Source organism: Sulfidibacter corallicola (assembly GCF_017498545.1).
Lineage (GTDB): Bacteria > Acidobacteriota > Holophagae > Acanthopleuribacterales > Acanthopleuribacteraceae > Sulfidibacter > Sulfidibacter corallicola.
In genome coordinates this window covers 1,229,821-1,248,287 of the sequence record NZ_CP071793.1, presented here as the reverse complement: position 1 = coordinate 1,248,287, position 18,467 = coordinate 1,229,821, and the positions used below count along the sequence as shown (strand labels likewise).

General features: G+C 59.1%; 15 protein-coding genes. 8 read left to right on the top strand and 7 right to left on the bottom strand.

Features of this window, described 5'->3' with window-relative positions:
- Positions 1 to 101: 101 nt before the first annotated feature.
- Positions 102 to 719 carry an SRPBCC domain-containing protein gene (locus J3U87_RS03685; RefSeq protein ID WP_237381679.1) on the bottom strand — a complete coding sequence of 206 codons (618 nt, stop codon included), beginning with the start codon at positions 717 to 719 and terminating at the stop codon, positions 102 to 104.
- Positions 673 to 1,023 (bottom strand): ArsR/SmtB family transcription factor, encoded by a 351-nt coding sequence (locus J3U87_RS03680; protein ID WP_237381678.1) that lies wholly within the window; start codon positions 1,021 to 1,023, stop codon positions 673 to 675. Before J3U87_RS03680 ends, J3U87_RS03685 begins: the two co-directional genes overlap by 47 nt.
- Before the next feature lie 208 nt (positions 1,024 to 1,231).
- Here J3U87_RS03680 and J3U87_RS03675 point away from each other — a divergent pair, with 208 nt between their 5' ends.
- Together J3U87_RS03675 and J3U87_RS03670 are read left to right on the top strand one after the other, a co-directional pair.
- Positions 1,232 to 1,816 (top strand): dihydrofolate reductase family protein, encoded by a 585-nt coding sequence (locus J3U87_RS03675; RefSeq protein ID WP_237381677.1) that lies wholly within the window; start codon positions 1,232 to 1,234, stop codon positions 1,814 to 1,816.
- 493 nt (positions 1,817 to 2,309) lie between these two features.
- Entirely contained in the window at positions 2,310 to 4,208 is a 1,899-nt protein-coding gene (locus tag J3U87_RS03670) for an LVIVD repeat-containing protein (RefSeq protein WP_237381676.1), read from the top strand.
- 238 nt (positions 4,209 to 4,446) lie between these two features.
- Here J3U87_RS03670 and J3U87_RS03665 read toward each other — a convergent pair whose 3' ends face one another.
- The gene (locus J3U87_RS03665) at positions 4,447 to 4,821 is read right to left on the bottom strand and encodes a cupin domain-containing protein (protein ID WP_237381675.1); all 375 of its coding nucleotides are present in this window, start codon (positions 4,819 to 4,821) and stop codon (positions 4,447 to 4,449) included.
- A 252-nt stretch (positions 4,822 to 5,073) separates the two neighbouring features.
- Between J3U87_RS03665 and J3U87_RS03660 the strand changes: the two genes are divergently transcribed.
- Entirely contained in the window at positions 5,074 to 6,075 is a 1,002-nt protein-coding gene (locus J3U87_RS03660; protein ID WP_237381674.1) for an NAD-dependent epimerase/dehydratase family protein, read from the top strand.
- Positions 6,076 to 6,155: 80 nt separating this feature from the next.
- Here J3U87_RS03660 and J3U87_RS03655 read toward each other — a convergent pair whose 3' ends face one another.
- Positions 6,156 to 6,344 carry a DUF3565 domain-containing protein gene (locus J3U87_RS03655; protein ID WP_237381673.1) on the bottom strand — a complete coding sequence of 63 codons (189 nt, stop codon included), beginning with the start codon at positions 6,342 to 6,344 and terminating at the stop codon, positions 6,156 to 6,158.
- A gap of 389 nt (positions 6,345 to 6,733) precedes the next feature.
- On the opposite strand from J3U87_RS03655, the gene J3U87_RS03650 reads away from it, so the two are divergent.
- Entirely contained in the window at positions 6,734 to 8,101 is a 1,368-nt protein-coding gene (locus J3U87_RS03650) for an NAD-dependent succinate-semialdehyde dehydrogenase (RefSeq protein WP_237381672.1), read from the top strand.
- Positions 8,102 to 9,038: 937 nt separating this feature from the next.
- Here the strand turns inward: J3U87_RS03650 and J3U87_RS03645 are convergent.
- Entirely contained in the window at positions 9,039 to 11,018 is a 1,980-nt protein-coding gene (locus J3U87_RS03645; protein WP_237381671.1) for a putative Na+/H+ antiporter, read from the bottom strand.
- A 716-nt stretch (positions 11,019 to 11,734) separates the two neighbouring features.
- Between J3U87_RS03645 and J3U87_RS03640 the strand changes: the two genes are divergently transcribed.
- From J3U87_RS03640 to J3U87_RS03630, 3 genes are all read left to right on the top strand, one after another.
- Positions 11,735 to 13,171, top strand: a complete 1,437-nt coding sequence (locus J3U87_RS03640; protein WP_237381670.1) for a sodium-dependent transporter — start codon at positions 11,735 to 11,737, stop codon at positions 13,169 to 13,171.
- 48 nt (positions 13,172 to 13,219) lie between these two features.
- A complete protein-coding gene (locus J3U87_RS03635; protein ID WP_237381669.1) occupies positions 13,220 to 14,026 on the top strand; it encodes a menaquinone biosynthetic enzyme MqnA/MqnD family protein in 807 nt (268 codons plus the stop codon).
- A 587-nt stretch (positions 14,027 to 14,613) separates the two neighbouring features.
- Complete coding sequence (locus J3U87_RS03630; RefSeq protein ID WP_237381668.1) at positions 14,614 to 15,528, top strand: WG repeat-containing protein; 915 nt, start codon at positions 14,614 to 14,616, stop codon at positions 15,526 to 15,528.
- A 105-nt stretch (positions 15,529 to 15,633) separates the two neighbouring features.
- Here the strand turns inward: J3U87_RS03630 and J3U87_RS03625 are convergent, their stop codons facing one another.
- A complete protein-coding gene (locus J3U87_RS03625; RefSeq protein ID WP_237381667.1) occupies positions 15,634 to 15,921 on the bottom strand; it encodes a hypothetical protein in 288 nt (95 codons plus the stop codon).
- Between the two features lie 285 nt (positions 15,922 to 16,206).
- Between J3U87_RS03625 and J3U87_RS03620 the strand changes: the two genes are divergently transcribed.
- Positions 16,207 to 17,136: an SPFH domain-containing protein gene (locus tag J3U87_RS03620; protein WP_237381666.1), complete on the top strand. Its 930-nt coding sequence runs from the start codon at positions 16,207 to 16,209 to the stop codon at positions 17,134 to 17,136.
- Between the two features lie 65 nt (positions 17,137 to 17,201).
- Here the strand turns inward: J3U87_RS03620 and J3U87_RS03615 are convergent, their stop codons facing one another.
- Complete coding sequence (locus J3U87_RS03615) at positions 17,202 to 18,455, bottom strand: GGDEF domain-containing response regulator (protein WP_237381665.1); 1,254 nt, start codon at positions 18,453 to 18,455, stop codon at positions 17,202 to 17,204.
- Between the last annotated feature and the right edge of the window lie 12 nt (positions 18,456 to 18,467).

Sequence of the window (18,467 nt, the reverse complement as noted above, 5' to 3'; positions counted from 1 at the left end):
CGAGTGGTAAAAGAGCGAGCAGATAAGTCAGGCCTCAAGATCTCTCGATGCTGAATTTCAATCTTTGCTGGATCGCTTCGATTGGTTGAGCACTGCGGTGCTCAACCCACAGGTTTTACACCTCTTGCACGCATGGGACTTCCCCCGGGTAGCTCGCTTCGCGTTTTTTCTTTCCCGAAATCAAGCCGGGTGTGCCCGCTGGTCCGCAGCGCTTCACGACTGGTTGGCAGGGTTTTTTCAAGCCAAGCTTGCAGCCGCTCGAACGACTCGCGACCGCCTTGCTCCGCACCGCGAGCTTTGGCGCGTTCCAAGGCCTCGTCGCCCTCGAACTGCATCCGCAGCGAGACCAGCGTGAGGCCGTCTCGCCCTTCGAACGTGGCGATCATACGCGACGTGAGGTGCGCGTCGTCCACGTGACCGCCCCGATTGAAATATACCAACCGTTTCAGCGGGACGATCTCCTCGAACACCGCCTCGTTCGGATAGTCCGTACCATCGGGACCGTGGAGCACATACTCCCACACGCCGCCGACTTCGAGTTCCATTCGGTGAATCGTCATGGTGAAGCCTTTCGGGCCCCACCAATGGACGAGCGCTTCCGGGTCCGTCCATGCGCGATAGACGGCCGCCACGGGCGCCGCAAAGGCGCGAGAAAACACCAATTCGGGGCCGTTATCCGTTTTGCTCGGTTGGTTGGCTGCCGTCTGCCTGTTCTGCAAGATATTCCTCCAGTCGATCGAAGCTCTCATCCCAAAACTTTTGATAAGGCCGGATGAGCAGAAACACGTCCTTCAATGGCTTGGCCCGCAAGCGGCATGGCCGCCGCTGCGCGTCACGCAGGCGCTCGATCAATCCCGCCCGCTCCAGAACCTTCAAATGTTTGGTGACGGCCGGTCCGGTCATGTCGAAAGGTGCGGCCAATTCGGAAACGGTCAGTTCACCTGTCGTCAAGGTGGCCAGCATCGAACGACGGGCCGGATGTGCGAGTGCCGAAAGCGTCAAGCTCAGTGGATCAGTGGACATCGAATCTTACCCTGTGGTTAATTAACCATATGGTAACATAAAAATTCATCGTCACCGAGTCCGATGACAATTAACCGCTTTGCGGGAACACGCCAACCTGCCATCGCCCTCGATATAGCGAGACCCTGCAAGGCCTCTCGCCCGCCACGGCACGCCAAGAGGGCACCCGCGAAAAGCCTAATCACAAACACGAAAAGGAGACCGAGACATGAGAGAACTGGCCATCCTAACGTTTCAAACACTCGACGGTGTCATGCAGGCCCCCAGCATGCCGCAAGAAGACAGGTCTGGCGGATTCGACAAAGGCGGTTGGGCCACCGATTACTGGCCCGAAGTCATGACCCAGGTGCAACGAGAGGCCATGAGCGAGCCCTACGACATTCTGTTCGGTCGAAAAACCTACGAACTGTTCGCGGGACACTGGCCCCACGAGCGCGACACCAACCCCGTCGCCAAAATCATGAACCACGCCACGAAGTACGTCGCAACCAACACGATGAGCGATTTTTCCTGGGCCCATTCCTCGGCGATTTCCGGCGACGTCCCCGCCGAGATCGCCAAGCTCAAAGAACAGGACGGGCCCCTCATCCAAGTGCACGGAAGCTGCGACCTCATCCAGACCTTGCTCGCTCACGATCTCATCGACGAGTTCCGACTGTGGACCTTCCCGGTGCTCGTCGGCGGGGGCAAGCGGCTGTTTGCCGATGCGCATGCCCTGGCCGAACTCCAATGCATCAAGTCGGATGTCACGGAAAACGGTGTCGTGATGGGCATCTACAAACGAAAGCGATAGGGCCTGCGTTGACCCGAACCGCAATCTGTGACAGCCGGGTACGGCATTTCCGTCCCACTGAACCCACGCCCTTCGGCAGCGACGCATGTTTCGCGCGCGACAGTCTCCCTATATCGACGTCGCTCCCTGCCAAAAAAGCCTCGACTTGATCGTTCGCAATGAAGACCCTTCCTTTCCGGCTCATCTTTGGCTAAAAAAATCTGCCTACGGATCACACAGATTGACACGAATTTAAAAACCGCCTTTGGCGCCCTGGCCAGCCAGAGGAAGAGTCCCCTCCCCCATCTTCGAGAACAGAGAATGAGCATCCACACGCCCGCGGCAATTCGGCATCGTGACTTCGATCACACCGGCGGGCATATTTTCACAACGCATCACATTTCCTCAAGCAGATTACATACAATCTAAGGTCGACAAGACGATTTCTTCACGGGGTTGGTCAACAAACATCACACTGCCCGACATTGATCGATTTTTTTTCAGGAGTAGTGTCATGAATGTTCCCTTCAGAATCGCTTTGATCCTGTTCCTATTTGGTATCACTTGCTTTTCCGGAAACGCGCGGATCGTGGAAATCGGTCGCTGGGGTGCCGGCGATCACCACGCCATGCACCTGCGCGATGGGTTCCTGTTCTGCCTGTCCGGCCCGTCCACCTTTGACGCCTACGACGTTCGCGACCCAAACCAAGTCGTCCATCTCGAGCGGATGGACCTCGGTGCGCGGGTTTTGGACGTGCTCTACCGCGAGGGTTTCGTCTACCTTCTGGATACCGCCGATACCTTGACGACCCTGTCCCTCCAAAATCCCGAGAATCCCACCGTGACCAGCGTGCAATCCTTGCCCGAATACCAGTGGCGCCACCTCCGTCTGCGGGAGGATCGGCTCTTCCTGGAGGGCGATGCGCAGTCGCAGATCTATTCCCTGGCAGACCCGGGAAGTCCCTCGCTCGCGGAGAATTTTCAGGGCGGCACCCCACCGTTCGTCTTTTTCGGGGCCTACATGGTGGAGCACGTCCGATCGGCCGGCTTGCTGGTCACCCGGCAGGTGAGCCCGAATGTCTGGGTTCAGGTGGGTACCTTCGATCTCTTCGACAACGACTGGCCCACCGATCTGCGCGCCGTCGGCAATACGCTGATCGCGTCGAACTACACCGGTACCTTCTTTGTGAGCATGAATCTCCCCGAGAACCCGGCGCTCCTGGGTGAACTGCCGGGGAGACGCCAGATCCATCCTCTTTCGGAAGACGCGTTCTACAGCGTCACACGCACCCAAATCCAACGCCTTCGCCTCACCGAAAACCGCATGGAGGTCGTGCGCACCTACGACATCGAACTCCCGGACCTCGTGCTCGGCGCGGCATTCGAAGACCAGACGGCCGTCGTTTCCGTGGCGGGATACGGCCTCCAAGCCTACATCCTACCGGAGGATGCGAACATCGTCCCGGGAGAAGCCGTGCGCGACACGGGGTCGGCCCACGCGGTGGCACTCAAGAACCACATCGCCTACGTCAGCCACGGCATGCCGGGACTGCGCGTGCTGGACGTGTCCGATCCCCGGCAACCGGCCTTGCTGGATACGATCCAAGCCGGTGGCGAGCAATACTACGACTGCTGGGTCATGGGCGATCTCCTGTTCAGCCAAACCAACATGCACCGCGAGGTCTACGACATCCAGAACCCGAATCAACCGACGCTCCTCTACAAAACGGCGCTGGGAGATTCCGAATTCTTCCCACTGTACCGGGCCGTCATCGACGAACACCATTTCGTGCAGACTTCGGACACGCAAATCAGGATCATGCGCATCGAGGAAAACCGGGAACTGGTGGAAGTGAACCGACTCTTGGTAGAAAACGACCCGGAATACAACCGCGTCGTTTCGTTGGGCGTGGCCGGCGACCTGATTCTGGTGGGCGACATTCGAGGCCTGGTCCTGATCGAGAACCCGACCCAGCCGAACGCCCAATGGGCCGGCCGGCTGGATGCGGGGCTCGACTTCAACGCCTTCGCCGGAAAGGGAAGCACCGCGTTCGCACTGGCGCAGGATCGCGAAGCCTACCGGGGGCGTCTGGTCACGCTCGACCTGAGCGATCCCACGGCGCCGCGCGTGGAAGCCGAAACACTCTTGCCGACCGACTACGACATCCCGGGGACGGCGTCCAACCTGGTTTGGGACGGCATACGTCTCGCGGTACCTACCGGCGGCAACGGACTGGTCTTTTTCAACGTTAAAAACCCTTTAAATCCCAGCAAAATAGCTGAAACCAGCACACCTGGCACGCCATCGGCCCTGGTGAAGGGCCAAGGTGTGAAGTGGTTCCTGGCCGACGGTACCAGTGGCGCCATGATGATTTTCGAACTGTATCGGCGCATCCCGCCGCGGGAACGCTGAAACACCGCAACATCGGCCCGGCTGAAAAGGAGCCGGGCCCTTCGTTCGTGCCCATCCAAAAACGTGAAGGTCGCAACTGCCGAGTTGGTCCGCCTGGATGGGCACGGAATCGGGTTTTCGGTGCCAGGTCTCCGAAAATCGCAATTTCGAGATGGGCACGATGTGGTGGGGATAGGTCTTGTTTTCGCGAGGCAACTGCCTGTGATATGTCAGAGCGGTTCGCTGCCGAAAAGGCGGATCAGGCGTTCAGCCACTCCAACTGGTCATCCACGGATCGGGTGAGGTCCGACGCCACATCGCCCGTGTGCTTGGTGCTCGCCAGCTCGATCAGCACCAGCCAGGTCTCTTCCTTCGCGACGGGACGGTGCTTCACGCCATGCGGCACGGTGAAGGTATCCATCGGTCCCAGGATCACCGCCCGATCTTCGAGATCGATGCGAAGCTCGCCTTTGAGAACCAGGAAAAATTCGTCTTCTTCCGAGTGATCGTGCCAAACCATCTCGCCTTTGGCCTTCGCGATCTTTATAAAGGATTGGTTCACCCGTCCGATGACGCGCGGGGACCAATACTCCGACAAGTCGTCAAATGATTTCAAGAGGTTCAGGACATTCATGGGGTGCTCCCTTCGCCGCAACGAGTCGCGACTTTTGACAAAAATAGACGTGGATTCCGATGCTTCGAGTTTACAGTACCTCGAATCAGGATGGGCAACGGAAATGGGAGAGGGCGGCCCCTCTCGCAAAAGCGACCCGACCTCCATCCCTCGGAGTCCGCCCGATCCGCTTGGGTATCCCCTTGCCAATCGCCCGGCGACATTGCAAGATAGCGCTTTACGCTTCGAGGTCACGTTCACGAGGAGGTGCACATGCGCGTATTGGTTACCGGTGGCGGCGGATTCCTTGGGTTGGCGCTGGTGCGACGCCTGATCGACATGGGCGCCGAAGTCCGCACGTTTCAACGCGGCAACTACGCCCAGCTCGAAGCATGGGGCGTCGAACAGGTCCGTGGCGATCTGTATCGCGACGGCGAGCTCCTCGAAAAGGCACTTTCGGGTTGTGACCTGGTGTACCACACCGCCGCCAAGGCAGGTGTCTGGGGCGACTTCGAGGATTTCCACCGCACCAACGTGGGCGGCACCGAAAACCTGCTGCGCGCCTGCCTGAACCAGAAGGTCCGGCGCTTCGTGTACACCAGCTCCCCCAGCGTCACGTTCGACGGCCGCGACCAGGAAGGAATCGACGAAAGCGCACCCTACCCGAAACGCTTTTTGGCCCATTACCCGGCCACCAAGGCCGAGGCGGAAAAACTGGTCAACGGCTACAACGACGCGGACCTGGCCACGGTCTCCCTACGGCCCCACCTGATTTGGGGTCCCGGTGACAACCACCTGGTGCCCCGCGTGATCGAACGGGGGCGTGCCGGGCGGCTGCGCCTCGTCGGCGGTGACGGGAAACTGGTGGATTCGGTATTTATCGACAACTGCGTGGAAGCCCACCTGTGCGCCGCGGAACGGCTCCAGCCAGGGGCCCCCATCGGCGGCAAAAACTACTTCATCACCAACGACGAACCCGTGCCGATGAGCCGACTGCTCAACGGCATCCTCCAAGCCGGCGGGCTTCCGGAGGTTACGCGACGGGTCTCGCCAACCACGGCCTACGCGGCCGGCGCCCTGCTCGAAGGAGTCTACGGATTGCTGGGCCGCAAGCGGGAACCGCTCATGACGCGCTTCGTGGCCGCCCAGTTGGGCACCGCCCACTGGTTCACGATCGAGGCCGCCAAACGCGATCTAGGCTACCAACCCAAAGTCACCATCGACGAAGGCCTCTCGCGGTTGAAGCAGGCCTTGTCCGACGGAGATTGGTGGTAGGCGCCGAGCCATTGGGCCCCAAGGTTCCCGAAAACCGACCGCTCACACACCAAACCACTCGGGCCTCGCCGGGCCAGTCTTCAGGCTTCTTCGCAGCGCTTACATTCCAGCTCGATGCCCAGGTGCCTGCGACGCCCTGCCGCGGTCACGACCCAGGGCCGGTTCTGCCAAGGCGGAAGGTGACGTACATGCTGGCCGTGGCCGCATTCCAAATCGGCGACCCAGTGATCTTCTTCGTCCTGGTGAAACCCCACGATCTTGCGCTTCATGACGAGATCCTAACACGCCGGGATCCTCCGGGACGGCCGAAATGCGACGCGCGCTCGGGTGCTGGGCGCAGCCGACGCAGCCGTCAAAAACCACAAGAACTCACTATCACACAAACCTTTTAATTTAAACAGCTTAATGAATTTTCAATTTCATTCTCGGCCCTCGAAAAGTGCGCTGAAAAGCCAGTGAAAACCTCGGCTTTTGGCACCTTGCACCCACTATCGCGGCATGTTAGAGTGGCTCTGGTCATCCTCGGACAATTCGTTCATACGACGCAACTTACGACCCCCAGATCGGCACCTGTTCACGACCGGCCGCCGGTTTCCGGTCGTCGGCGCATCCACCGCAGCGGACAGGGCGGTAAAGGATTCCAAACGCAGAGGTACGTATGGTTTACGTCTCCATCAACCCCGCTACCGCGGAAGTGCTGGCCGAGTATCCGGTACTATCCCAAGAAGAGGCGCTGGCCCTGGTCCGCCGTGTCCACGAATGCCACCAGACCTGGCGCACCACCGATTTTTCCCAACGCGCCCAACTCCTGAACAACGCGGCCAAGAAATTGCGCGAGAACAAGGAAGAATTCGGGCGGCTCATGTCGGAAGAGATGGGCAAACCCCTCGCGGAATCGGCCGGCGAGGTGGAGAAATGTGCCTGGGTTTGTGAATACTACGCCGAACAAGGCGCACAATTCCTGGAATCCCAACCCGTTCCCACCGAAGCGGGCCGCAGCTACGTCAGCTTTCGACCGCTGGGCACGGTGCTGGCCATCATGCCCTGGAACTTTCCGTTCTGGCAGGTATTCCGGTTCGCCGCCCCGGCGATGATGGCCGGCAACACCTTCGTCCTCAAACACGCACCCAACGTCACGGGCTGCGCCGAGGCGATCGAGAGCCTGTTCCGCGACGCCGGGTTCCCGGCCGACAGTTGCCGCGTCTTGAGAGCGGAAAACGAGGTCGTGGCCCAGGTCATCGCCGACGATGCCATTCAGGCGGTCACGTTGACGGGAAGCACGCGCGCCGGTCGCGCCGTGGCGGGCTTGGCCGGCCAGGCCCTGAAGAAAGTGGTGTTGGAGTTGGGCGGCAACGATCCCTACCTGGTGCTGGAGGATGCGAACCTCGCCCTCGCAGCGGAAAAATGCGTCGCATCGCGACTGATCAACGGCGGTCAGAGCTGCATCGCCGCCAAACGCCTGATCGTCGTCGACGCGGTCCGCGAAGCATTTGAAAAACGGGTGCGCGACCTGATGGCGACCAAAACCTTCGGCAATCCCTTCGCCGGTTCTTTCGATCTGGGTCCCATGGCCCGCCGCGACCTGCGCGACGAGCTTCACCGTCAGGTGAGGGAGAGTGTGGCGGGCGGCGCCAAACTGGAGCTGGGCGGCGAGATCCCACCGGGCAACGGATACTTCTACCCGCCGACCCTGCTCACCGAGGTGCCGACCACCGTCCCGGCATTCCGCGAGGAGCTGTTCGGCCCGGTCGCGGCCATCGTGCCCGCCCGCGACGAAGCCGAAGCCATTCGGCTGGCCAACGACTCCTGTTTCGGTTTGGGCGGGGCGATCTTCACTCGGGACATCGAACGCGGCAACCGAATCGCCGAAAAAGAACTCCGGGCCGGTGCCTGCTTCGTCAACGATTTCGTGCGCTCCGATCCGCGCCTGCCGTTCGGGGGCATCAGGGATTCGGGCTACGGCCGCGAGCTCTCGATCTTCGGTATCCGCGAATTCGTCAACGTGAAAACCGTGTACGTGAAGTAAGTACCGGTACGCGGTTCCCGCCGGTCGACGAGGTCGCCGCGGCCATGTCAGGACATGCCTTCAGATCAACCACGCCCATCACCACCGCGAAGGCCGCCCTCCGGTTCTCGTCTGTTGGATTTCCCAAAGGGTTGCCCCCAACCGCTAGGCGATCTACACAGGGAAGACCTCACCTCCGCGCCCTCTGTGATCTCTCTTGAAACAAAGTCGCTCGGAGTTCCCGGATGCCGAGAGATCCGTCGTGCCAGGTAGGTTCATCCGCCGGATGAACTTGTCGAAGCGATCCATGATCATAGTTCCCGCATGCTTTGAGGATCGGCGCGGCAGTAGGTTGGCCGGCCCGGCCGACACTTCGAAGCGATCCACACTCCGCAGATGCGAGACGCCAAAGAGCGAAGCACCAATAGAAGCAGGAGCTTTGGAATGTGCGACCAGCGGTCGCACCTACCTGGCATGACAACCCTCTCAGGCAGCCGGGACCACCATGCTAGCTCACTTCGCCTTGTTTCATTCTCGAAATCGAGCGGGTTTGCCCGCTGGTGCGTGGCTCTTATGTAACAAACTCTGTAAAGTTCGAAGATAAAGCTAAAAATGCCTGATGGAACAAGCTGCGTTTGGAGCGCCCGAATGCGGAGAGGTTCGTGGTGCCAGGTAGGTTCATCCGCCGGATGAACTTGTCGAAGATATCCATGCGAGGAGTTCCAACATATTTTCGAGGGTCGGCGCGATTAAAACAGTCGGCTTCAAAATGTGCGCCGGGCGGGCGCACCTACCGGGCACGACGCCCCTTTCGTGAATGCGGGAACTCCCAAACGATTCGCTTCGATCAGTTACCCACCTGAAACCCGGGCCCCCGGCCTGGGCGGCGACTCTGTGGTAAAGGCAATAAAACCAACCAGGAAGCAATAAACGGCCGTCACAACGCCGAACCCTCCGGTCAGAGCAGGTAGAAACAAGCCCCCATGATCACGGTCGGAATCAACGCGTAACGTACCAGCCCGATCGGCGATACGCCGTTTTTGAAGTACCCCTTCAGGATCGACATGCCTGCCGGGTTCGGCGCATTGGCGATCACGGTCAGCCCGCCGCCGGTCACCGCACCCGCCACGACCGCCAGCTTGAGCTCGTCGGTCATGTTCGGGACCAGGGTACTGAGGTAGGTGATCGCGGCGTTGTCGTTGAACGAGGTCAAGATGATGGCGCCCACCATCAGGGGCAATTCGGAGAGGCTGCCCAGGACCGGGGCGATCCACCAGCCCTGGACACCGCCGTGAATGACCAACCCGGCCAGGAAGAAACCGACCAACAAGGGGCCCTTGAGATCCAGGTAATTCTGGTAGTGGGAGGTGGCTTGGGAGAACCCCAGGAAAAACAGGAGCCCGGCCACGAACAGAACCGGGTGGTGGGCGTTGAACACCGTCCAGATCATGAAGGCCACGTGAACCGCCATCACCCACCAGGGCACCCAATCTTCCCGGGAATTCCAATCCGGGTCCAGGAAGGGCGGCTGCATGTGTTTGGGCAACAGGCCAGGAACGGCGCGCTGCATTTCCGCCTGCTTGATTTCCCGGAACCGATTCTCGAAGGCCCACTCGAACAGCTCGACGCCGCTCATGGGCGTTTCCTTGAAATGGGTGAATTCCTTGTCGAACAGGTCGTCGAACAGGCGTTCCGCCTCCTCGCTGTCCAGGTCCACGTCGCGACCCACCAGTTTTCGGACGATGTTGGTCCGCATGCGAACCTTGATTTCCTCGAACTTGTCGTCCAGTGCATCGCCGAACCGAAGTTGGTCGTTGAGAATGGTTTCCATCTTCTCGAACTCGGCGAGCAGCTCTTCACGGGGCATGTGCCGTACGCGCAGTTCGTTGCCCAGACGCACGACCGCATACTTCAACTGCAGCGCTTCGAGGTCCGTTTTGTACATCCGGTAATAGATGTAGTTGGCGATGACGATGCCGATGCAGGCCTTCCAACCGAAGTTGGAGAGCATAAACGCCAGATCCCACTCCCAGGGTCCGACCACCATCAGAACCGGCGGCGCGGCGAAATGGGTCAGGGTCCCGCCGACCGAAATGTTGACGAAGAGCAGCGCGATGGTGGCGTATTTCAAATTGTCTTTGGGATTGAGCTCGTAGAATTTTTGGGAAAGCAACAGGGCGGAAATGGTCATGGCGGCCGGCTCGGTGATGAACGAACCGAGAATGGGCCCCACCGTGAGGATGGTCAGCCACCAGGCGACCAGCATCCCGCCGAAAAAGTTGGCGACCCGCCACATCAGCATTTCGGCCAACTTGAGGATCGGCCGCGTGGCGGACAGGGTCATGATGACGACGACGAAAATGGGTTCGGTGAAATTGACCTTGTGGGCCAGGTAGTAGACGGCCGTGCTCCAGTCGTAATAGAAGGCGACCGTTCCAAGCAAAATCACCGACCACAGGCCGAAAATGACCTCGACCTCGCCGAAGAAGTGCAGAATGCCGGCCCCGATATGGCCGGTGTTGGGCTTGGCTTTGCCGGCCGCGATGCGTTCCTCGTGAATGTGTTCGTAGTGATGCGCCAGTTTCAGAAAGCGGCCGGCCATGAAGGTGTGGCAAATGGCCGCAAAGAAGACGAGCGTGGCCAGGACGTTGAACGGTTCCTCCTGGGCACGGTGGAGCATGATGTCCAGAACGCTCTCCAGTTTCCCGTCGTGGTAACTGGATAAGGGTTTGGGAAAGACAATGTCCGAATTGCCGTGTCCCCCACCGCCTGCGGCAAACAGGGGATGCGCCGCCAACATGGCCAGTGGTGCGGCGACCAGCCGCGCAAGGGACGGCCGCGATCGCCGAGCGCAGGCCTCGCGACGTGCCGAAGTAGAGCCGATCCCTTTGGACAGGAGGGCGTTCGACTTGTTCCAACGCATCCATGTAACAGGCATCAGATGTGACCCTTACAGCAAAAATTTTGGTATAGAGGCGGAAGCTAAACCTATCATCGGCCTTTGGCAGCAAACCTTAAGGAATGCCCAAAGGGGAACCGGATTGGACACCAAGCCCCAAAGGGTGAGACTGGCTTGGCGCTATTGTAGGTCTTCAGGGGATTACACCGACAACACGAATACTATCACGTGCTTAGCCGGTACATAAACCAGATCCGAAACCCCAGCCCCAATTCGATCGCCGCCGCCCCGCGCACAAAGCCGTCCAGCCGTGCCGACACCCGGTCTCGCCCCGCATCCCGAATCCCGGGACCCAACCCGTCCAGGGGTCCCCCACCGCGGCAAAAGTCGGTTCATCCCAGCGGGATCCCAGGCAAGCGCCGCCAGACCAAGTGCTTGCAATTGACAGGATTTCATGGCTGGGTTAGGATCAACCATTCTTTATGTTTGAATCTTTTTTTCCGGGACAATTTCATCAATTTCTTGGGTTTTTGCATGTGTTGTATCCTTCCGGTTTCCCTGCTCCCGCACCGCACATTTACACAGAGAAGACGGGCCAGTTCCAAAAAAACACCGCCGCAAACGGAGGGATTTGTTCCCTGGCGGTTTGAAGCCGGATCGTTTGGACACGACACAGCATGCAGATACCCTACCCGGGCTGGATCGGTAGACCACTAAATAGGGGCCGTTCCCGGTGAGGAGCGAGGAGGCAAGGGGTGTCCAAACAACGCGATCAGTGGAGCAGTTCACTGGGTTTCATTCTGGCGGCAGCCGGCTCGGCCGTCGGTCTCGGTAATTTGTGGAAGTTTCCCTATATCACTTGGGAAAACCACGGCGGCGGCTTCGTGCTCGTCTACCTGGTGTGTATCGCGGTGATTGGTATGCCGATCATGATGGCGGAAATCCTGATCGGACGTCGTGCCCAGGCCAGCCCCGTTCCCGCGCTCGAGAAAATGTCGAAAGGCCTGCCCGGTGGTAAATGGTGGTCGGTCGTCGGCTGGATGGGCGTCATCGCCGGCTTGGTGATTCTCAGTTTTTACGCGGTCGTGGCCGGCTGGTCGATCAGCTCCTTCATCAACTGCATCAATTGGTCGTTGAACGGTTTCGACGGTGGCCAGGATTTCGGTGGATTCGTGGGCAACGGTCCGCTTCAGGTAGGGTTGGCCTTCGTTTTCAGCACCGTCACCGCGTTCATCGTCATGGGCGGTATTTCGGGCGGCATCGAGAAAGCCACCAAGGTGCTGATGCCGGTCCTGTTGGGGATCCTGGTCCTGCTGGTGCTCAACAGTTTCACCCTCGACGGCGCCTCCCAGGCGCTGGCGTTCCTGTTCACGCCCAGCGCCATCAACAGTCACGGTCTGTTGGAAGCCCTGGGTCACTCGTTTTTCACCCTCTCGCTGGGCATGGGCGCCATGATCACCTACGGGTCCTACATGGGACGCCACGATTCGATTGTCAAGTCGTCCATCGCCATCGTGCTGCTGGATACGCTCATCGCCATCATGGCCTGCATCATCATGTTCTCGATCCTGTTCACCTTCCCGCAGGTTCGTGACTCGATGGGCAAGAGCACCGCCGGCATGCTGTTCGTCACCCTGCCACAGATGTTTTACACGGGCATGCCGGCCGGGAAAATTTTCGCGCCGATCTTCTACGTGCTGGTCGGGTTCGCGGCGCTTTCTTCCACCATTTCGCTGCTCGAGGTCGTCGTTTCCCTCCTGGTCGACAAACTGGAGTGGACGCGGATCAAGTCCACCAGCGTGGCGGCTTCCACCATCTTCGTGTTTTCCACCTTTTGCGCCCTTTCCAACGGCGCGGTGGACTTCTTTTCCGGCCTCAAGCCTTTCGGTCAAGCCACCGAAGGATTTCTCTTCAAATTGAACGAGACCTTTTTCGCCAACAAAGCCGGGTTCATGAATCTCTTCGACCACATGGCCAGTAACTGGTTCCTGCCGGTGGGCGGTATGCTGATCACCCTGTTTGTCGGGTGGATCCTGCCTTCGCGCATTTCGGCCGAGGAACTGGACCTGCTCGACGAGAACGGAAATCCCAACAAGTTCTTCCAAGTCTTGTTGTTTTCCCTGCGTTTCCTGGCGCCGCTGGCCATCGGTTACATCATCATGATGGTCATTTTGGGCCGCGATTTCAGCTAATCCAATGCGGGGCGCCTGCGCCCCATTCGACGCGGAAAGGCAGGCTCCATGACCTTGGCCAACGGGCTCATCCACTTCAGTATCATCGATTACCTCAATGCGTTGCCGCTCAACATGGCGTTCAAGGACGGCCTGTTCGAAGGCCAGGTCGACCTCACCTTCGATTACCCTTCCCAGTGCGCCGACAACCTGGCCAGCGGCCGCTGCGAGGTCGGCCTGATCTCTTCGATCGAGTACCAGCGCATTGCCAACCTCCGAATCGCACCCGGTATCTGCATCGCCAGCCGGCACGAAGTCCGCTCGGTGCTGATCCTCACCCGCAAACCGCTTTCGGACGTGAAAACCGTGGCCCTCGACCGCTTTTCCCGGTCTTCGGTGGCGTTGTTGCGCATTCTCTTCCACCGTCGATTCGGCTTTCAGCCGCAGTTCATCACGATGACGCCCCAGGCCGAGCCCATGCTCGCGGAGGCCGACGCCGCGCTGATCATCGGCGATGCGGCCCTCCGCGCACTCCCCCAGGATGTGGATCACATCGATCTGGCCCGCGAGTGGAACCGCGACACGGGTTTGCCGTTCGTTTTCGCCTTCTGGGCCATCCGCAGGGGTGCGAACACAGCGGCGGTCTGCGACATCTTGAATCGCGCCAAGGCCTACGGCATGCCGCGCATCGCCACCCGAATGGACGACATTCGCGCGCGCTGGCCCTTACCCGAAAACGACATCCTCGACTATTTCCACACCAACATCCATTACGACCTGGGAGAACCGGAGCTGGCCAGCCTTGCACTCTTCTATCGCTATGCGGAAGAAGCGGGATTGATCAAGCACCCCTCGCCACCGCGATTCGCGACCTGAGGAGGGGATTCCTTCGTAGGCGCAGTGGCCATCAAGGCAGGGTTTTTTCTACAACAGAGTCCACAAAGTTCACTGAGATGGGCACGAAGTGGCTGAGGAGACAGTCTCTTCCTCACCGAAAAAAAGCCCGAATGGTTTCTTGGAAGTTCGCAGAGGGCTGGGAGGATGAGCGGCGAGTCTACCCTAGAGCCCTCCCATAACAGCTTTAGATTAAACTGTTTAATTTTCACATTCACCGCAGGAAAAAAGGCCGGTCTTGGGTGAGCCCGAAGTGTTGGGACCGAGATTGGTTTCCGGATTCGTGTCGATCGGTGTGATCCGTGGTAAAAATCCCAACAGCCTCCAATCGAGAGCGAAAACTACCTATCTACACCAGTCTTCGCCGAAACCCAGACCATACCCGTTTTCAAGTAATGTGGGTTGGGGCCGATGAGAGAAGCGAATCTTTTTTCTCTCCCTCCACCCCGCCGGGCATCGGTCGCCCACCTCCCACCGGGATCGACCCAGCCCCGGTCTCTCCCCTCCTGGATGCATCCCACCCTCCCGCATCCATGCCTTATACCTATCTCCCAACAAAGGAATTCGGTGTGCGGACGTCTCGTTTTGGTTTTGGTTGTCTTCTCTGGACCGCGTTCTGCTCTGCCGCATTGATGGGCGGCGCACCGCCCACGGGCAAGCTCGAGAATCGGGAAGCCGCGCTCTTCCCGGTGGTCATCGACGGTAAATGGGGCTACATGAACGGCCAGGGCGAGCTGGAGCTATCGCCCCGTTTCGATGAGGCCCGCCCCTTCTCGGAAGGGCTCGGCGCCGTGCGTGAAGGCGCCCTGTGGGGCTATATCGACGCCAAGGGCGAGTTGGCCATCCGCATTCAATTCGACGACGCGGATCTGTTCTCGGATGGGCTCGCGCTGGTTCGCATCTGCGAGCGCTACGGCTACATCGATCGCGACGGCCGCTTCGTGATCAATCCCTTCTACCAGGCCGCCACCACCTTCTCGGAAGGCCTGGCCGTGGTGGTCTGGAACCGCGACACCTGGTTCATCGATCGCGACGAACGGCAAAGCCAGCAGGGCAGGTTCAAGATGATCAAATCCTTCGCGGGAGACATGGCCCCCGCTCGTGAGAACCGGCTGTGGGGATACATCGACCGCGACGGCAACTGGATCATCAAACCCAGGTTCCGTTACGCCTACCCCTTCCACGAGGGGCTCGCGCTGGCCCAGGAACGCGGCGGTTACGGGTTCATCGATGCCAAGGGCAAGTTCGTCATCAGTCCCCGCTTTTCGATCGTGGGAGAAAAAATCACCCTCTTTTCGGAAGGTTTGGCCGCGGTTCGGGTCAAACGCCACTGGGGCTACATCGACCGCAAGGGCAAAATGGTCATTCCGGCGACCTTCGACTGGGCGGAACCCTTTCGCAACGGTTTGGCCATGGTCCAGGTGGAACACAAGACGGGGTACATCGACCGCGAAGGCAAATGGGTCTGGACACCACGCCGGTGAGCGGTGGCTCTTTCCAAGACGCGGGTGCGGGCCGGACCTCTTCGAAAAGCAGACGTCGCGATCGCCGCTCCCGAGCGGCAACCGTCCACGAGGTCGATGAAAACCTCACCGGTGCATCGGGAAAGACCGGGACTCGCCATTCAAGACGCGGTTGATACCGTCCATTTCCAGAAAGCCTCGTGCATACAGGGACCGCAGATCGTCGGTCGCGAACAGGTGCACGGCATCCTCGAGAGAAGTGCCGTTCATGACCCTGCCATAGATGAGAAAGAGCGAATAGTAATTGTCTTTGGTACCATTTCTAATAATCTCTTCAAGACTCTCGATGCAGGCTTTATCCAAACCAGGAGAGGATTCGACATCAGTCGCGTGAACGATCTCGGTACGGGCCACTTTCACCAACCTAAACTGTGAATTCCAGGGGCAATCCCATAAAAATGGGGTGGCACCCGCCGAGCTCTCGACTCTTCGAGCGCCGACCCCAAAGGCTTGCGCGTTTCATATTCACCAAAAAATGTGGAGGAAATTTGAAATGGTCCAAAAATAACCGCCCATTCGCGGCACGACCTCGAAAAGGCGAGCGGTTGTTGTCCCCGGAACGGGAAACCCGGCTAGAATACACCTATTCATCTCAACTCAATGGCATGCAAAGTGGCCCTCGCGGGCCAAGGAGGTTTCATGGAGTACACACCCGGTAGCTCGCAGCGCGGAAAGGGGCCGAGTTTGGACGGTATTTCCGTTCGCGGCATCGTGGCGCTCGCAGTCGTGGGTATCGTCATTCTTGCTGGATTCAAGTGCATCAAAACGATCGAGGCGGGCCACGTCGGCGTGGTCACGCTCTTCGGGAAAGTGCGAGATCAGCCCTACGAGGCCGGCCTTCACCTGGTCAATCCGCTGTACCGCTGGACAATTTACGACGCCAGGAAAAAGACCCACATGGAGCGGGCCATGGTCCCCTCCCAAGATCAGCTTCAAACCACGGTCGATGTCTCGATTCAATATAAACTCATCAACACCATGGCTCCCAAAATCCTCGAGGAAACCGGAACCGCCGACGCCGCCATTCAGGTCCACCTCGTTCCCAAACTGAGATCCGTGATTCGTGAACAGGGGAAATCCATCCCCCGTGCCGAAGACTTCTTCCTGGAAGAAACCCAACAGCGGTTACAGACCTCGATTTTGACGGAGCTGGTGAGCTACCTGCAACCCAAGGGTATCGAGGTGGAAGCGGTCCTGATTCGCGACATCACCCTGCCCGAGTTCATCACCCGCGCCATCGAAGCGAAAAAAGAGCGCGAGCAGGCCGTGGAACGGCAAAAGGCCGAACTGGAACGCTTCCGCACGGAGCAGCAGCAAACGATCGCAGAGGCGGAAGCCAGCCGCCGTGCGGCCGAGGAACAAGCCACGCAGGTCCGCACCCTAGCCGACGCACGGGCCTACGAGATCGAAAAACTGAACAAGGCCATCGGCTCGAATCCGCTGTACCTTCAGCTTCAAGCCATGGAGGCGCTGAAGGAAATGTCGAAAGATCCCGCGGCGAAGATTTATTTCATCAACGGCGACAGCCCCAACCCGCTCCCGTTGATGCATTTGGGCCAAGGCAAGTAGACGGAAAAAGCGTGCGGAGCACGAGGCTCCGCACGTCCTCTCGGGTTGCACCCGGCCTGAACGAATCAGGCCATGTTAACCACCACATTGTTGCGCCCTTTGTGTTTGGCGCGATAGAGGCTGCGATCGGCTTCGCAGATCATTTCTTCGAGCGAGTTGCCCAGGTGGGTGCAGACGCCGATACTGACGGCCACCCGCAAGATGTTGCTGCCGACCTGGAAGCGATGTTCGTCGATGAGCCGACGAACCTTTTCGAACAACCGAATGGCATCCACATCGCCGAGATTGAGTGCGGCCACGCAAAACTCTTCACCACCAAAGCGAGCGACGAGGTCGGCCTCGCGTAAATGGAGTTGCAACAGTTCGGCGATTTGGGAGAGCACGCGATCGCCCACGTCGTGACCGAAGCTGTCGTTGATGGATTTGAAGAAGTCTACATCGATCAAGGCCACACACAGGTGGATGTTGCCGCGTCGTCCGTTGGCGAACAGTTTCCACCCGGCTTCCATGAAATAGCGGCGATTGTAGAGTCCGGTCAGGTAATCGCGATAGGCGGCGTCCTTGATCTCCTCGAGGTAGTCCAAATCCTCCAGGTTGCGCACGACCCGACAGAGGAACTCGCCGTTGGAAAAAGGTTTTGCCAAAAAGTCGTTGGCGCCGCCCTTGAGCAGGCGTTCCGGTGCCGAGCCGGAATCGTGGGCGGAAATGCCGATGATGGCCATTTCGTCCGGGGGATGGCGGTCGCGTATCCTGCCGATCAATTCCAACCCGTCCATCCGCGGCATGAAATAGTCGATCACGGCGAGACGAATGTCGGGATGTGCTTCCAACAACTCGAGCGCCTGCCAACCATTGCTGGCCTCCACCACAGACAACTGATGCCGTTCAAGTAGATTGCGCATGTGCTTGCGGGCAAAGGCGGCATCGTCCACGACCAATACCTTGACGGTACGGTTGTGATAGAGCCGGTGGACCAGCCCGGTCACGTAATCCACTTCGTGAATGTTGCGCTTGTGCACGGTGTCGACAATGAAGGTGGCTTGATCCAAATCGGACACTTCGAGCCCGGGAGAGTCGACGAAAACGATCATGGGCAAACCCAGATCATCGGTGAATGCCACGAGATCGGCCACCGACATATCGGTTTCGTTCCATTCCATCAGTCCCACGAAGAAATTGGGGCCATATTCGCGCACCAACTGCCGAGCATGATGGGGGGATTGAGCGAGTGTGACGGGAAACTGAAGACGTGCGCGGATTTTATAGGAAAGCAACTGCGCGACAGAGCCGACATTTTCCATAATCAAAATACGGTTCATAGGGAAGCCTCG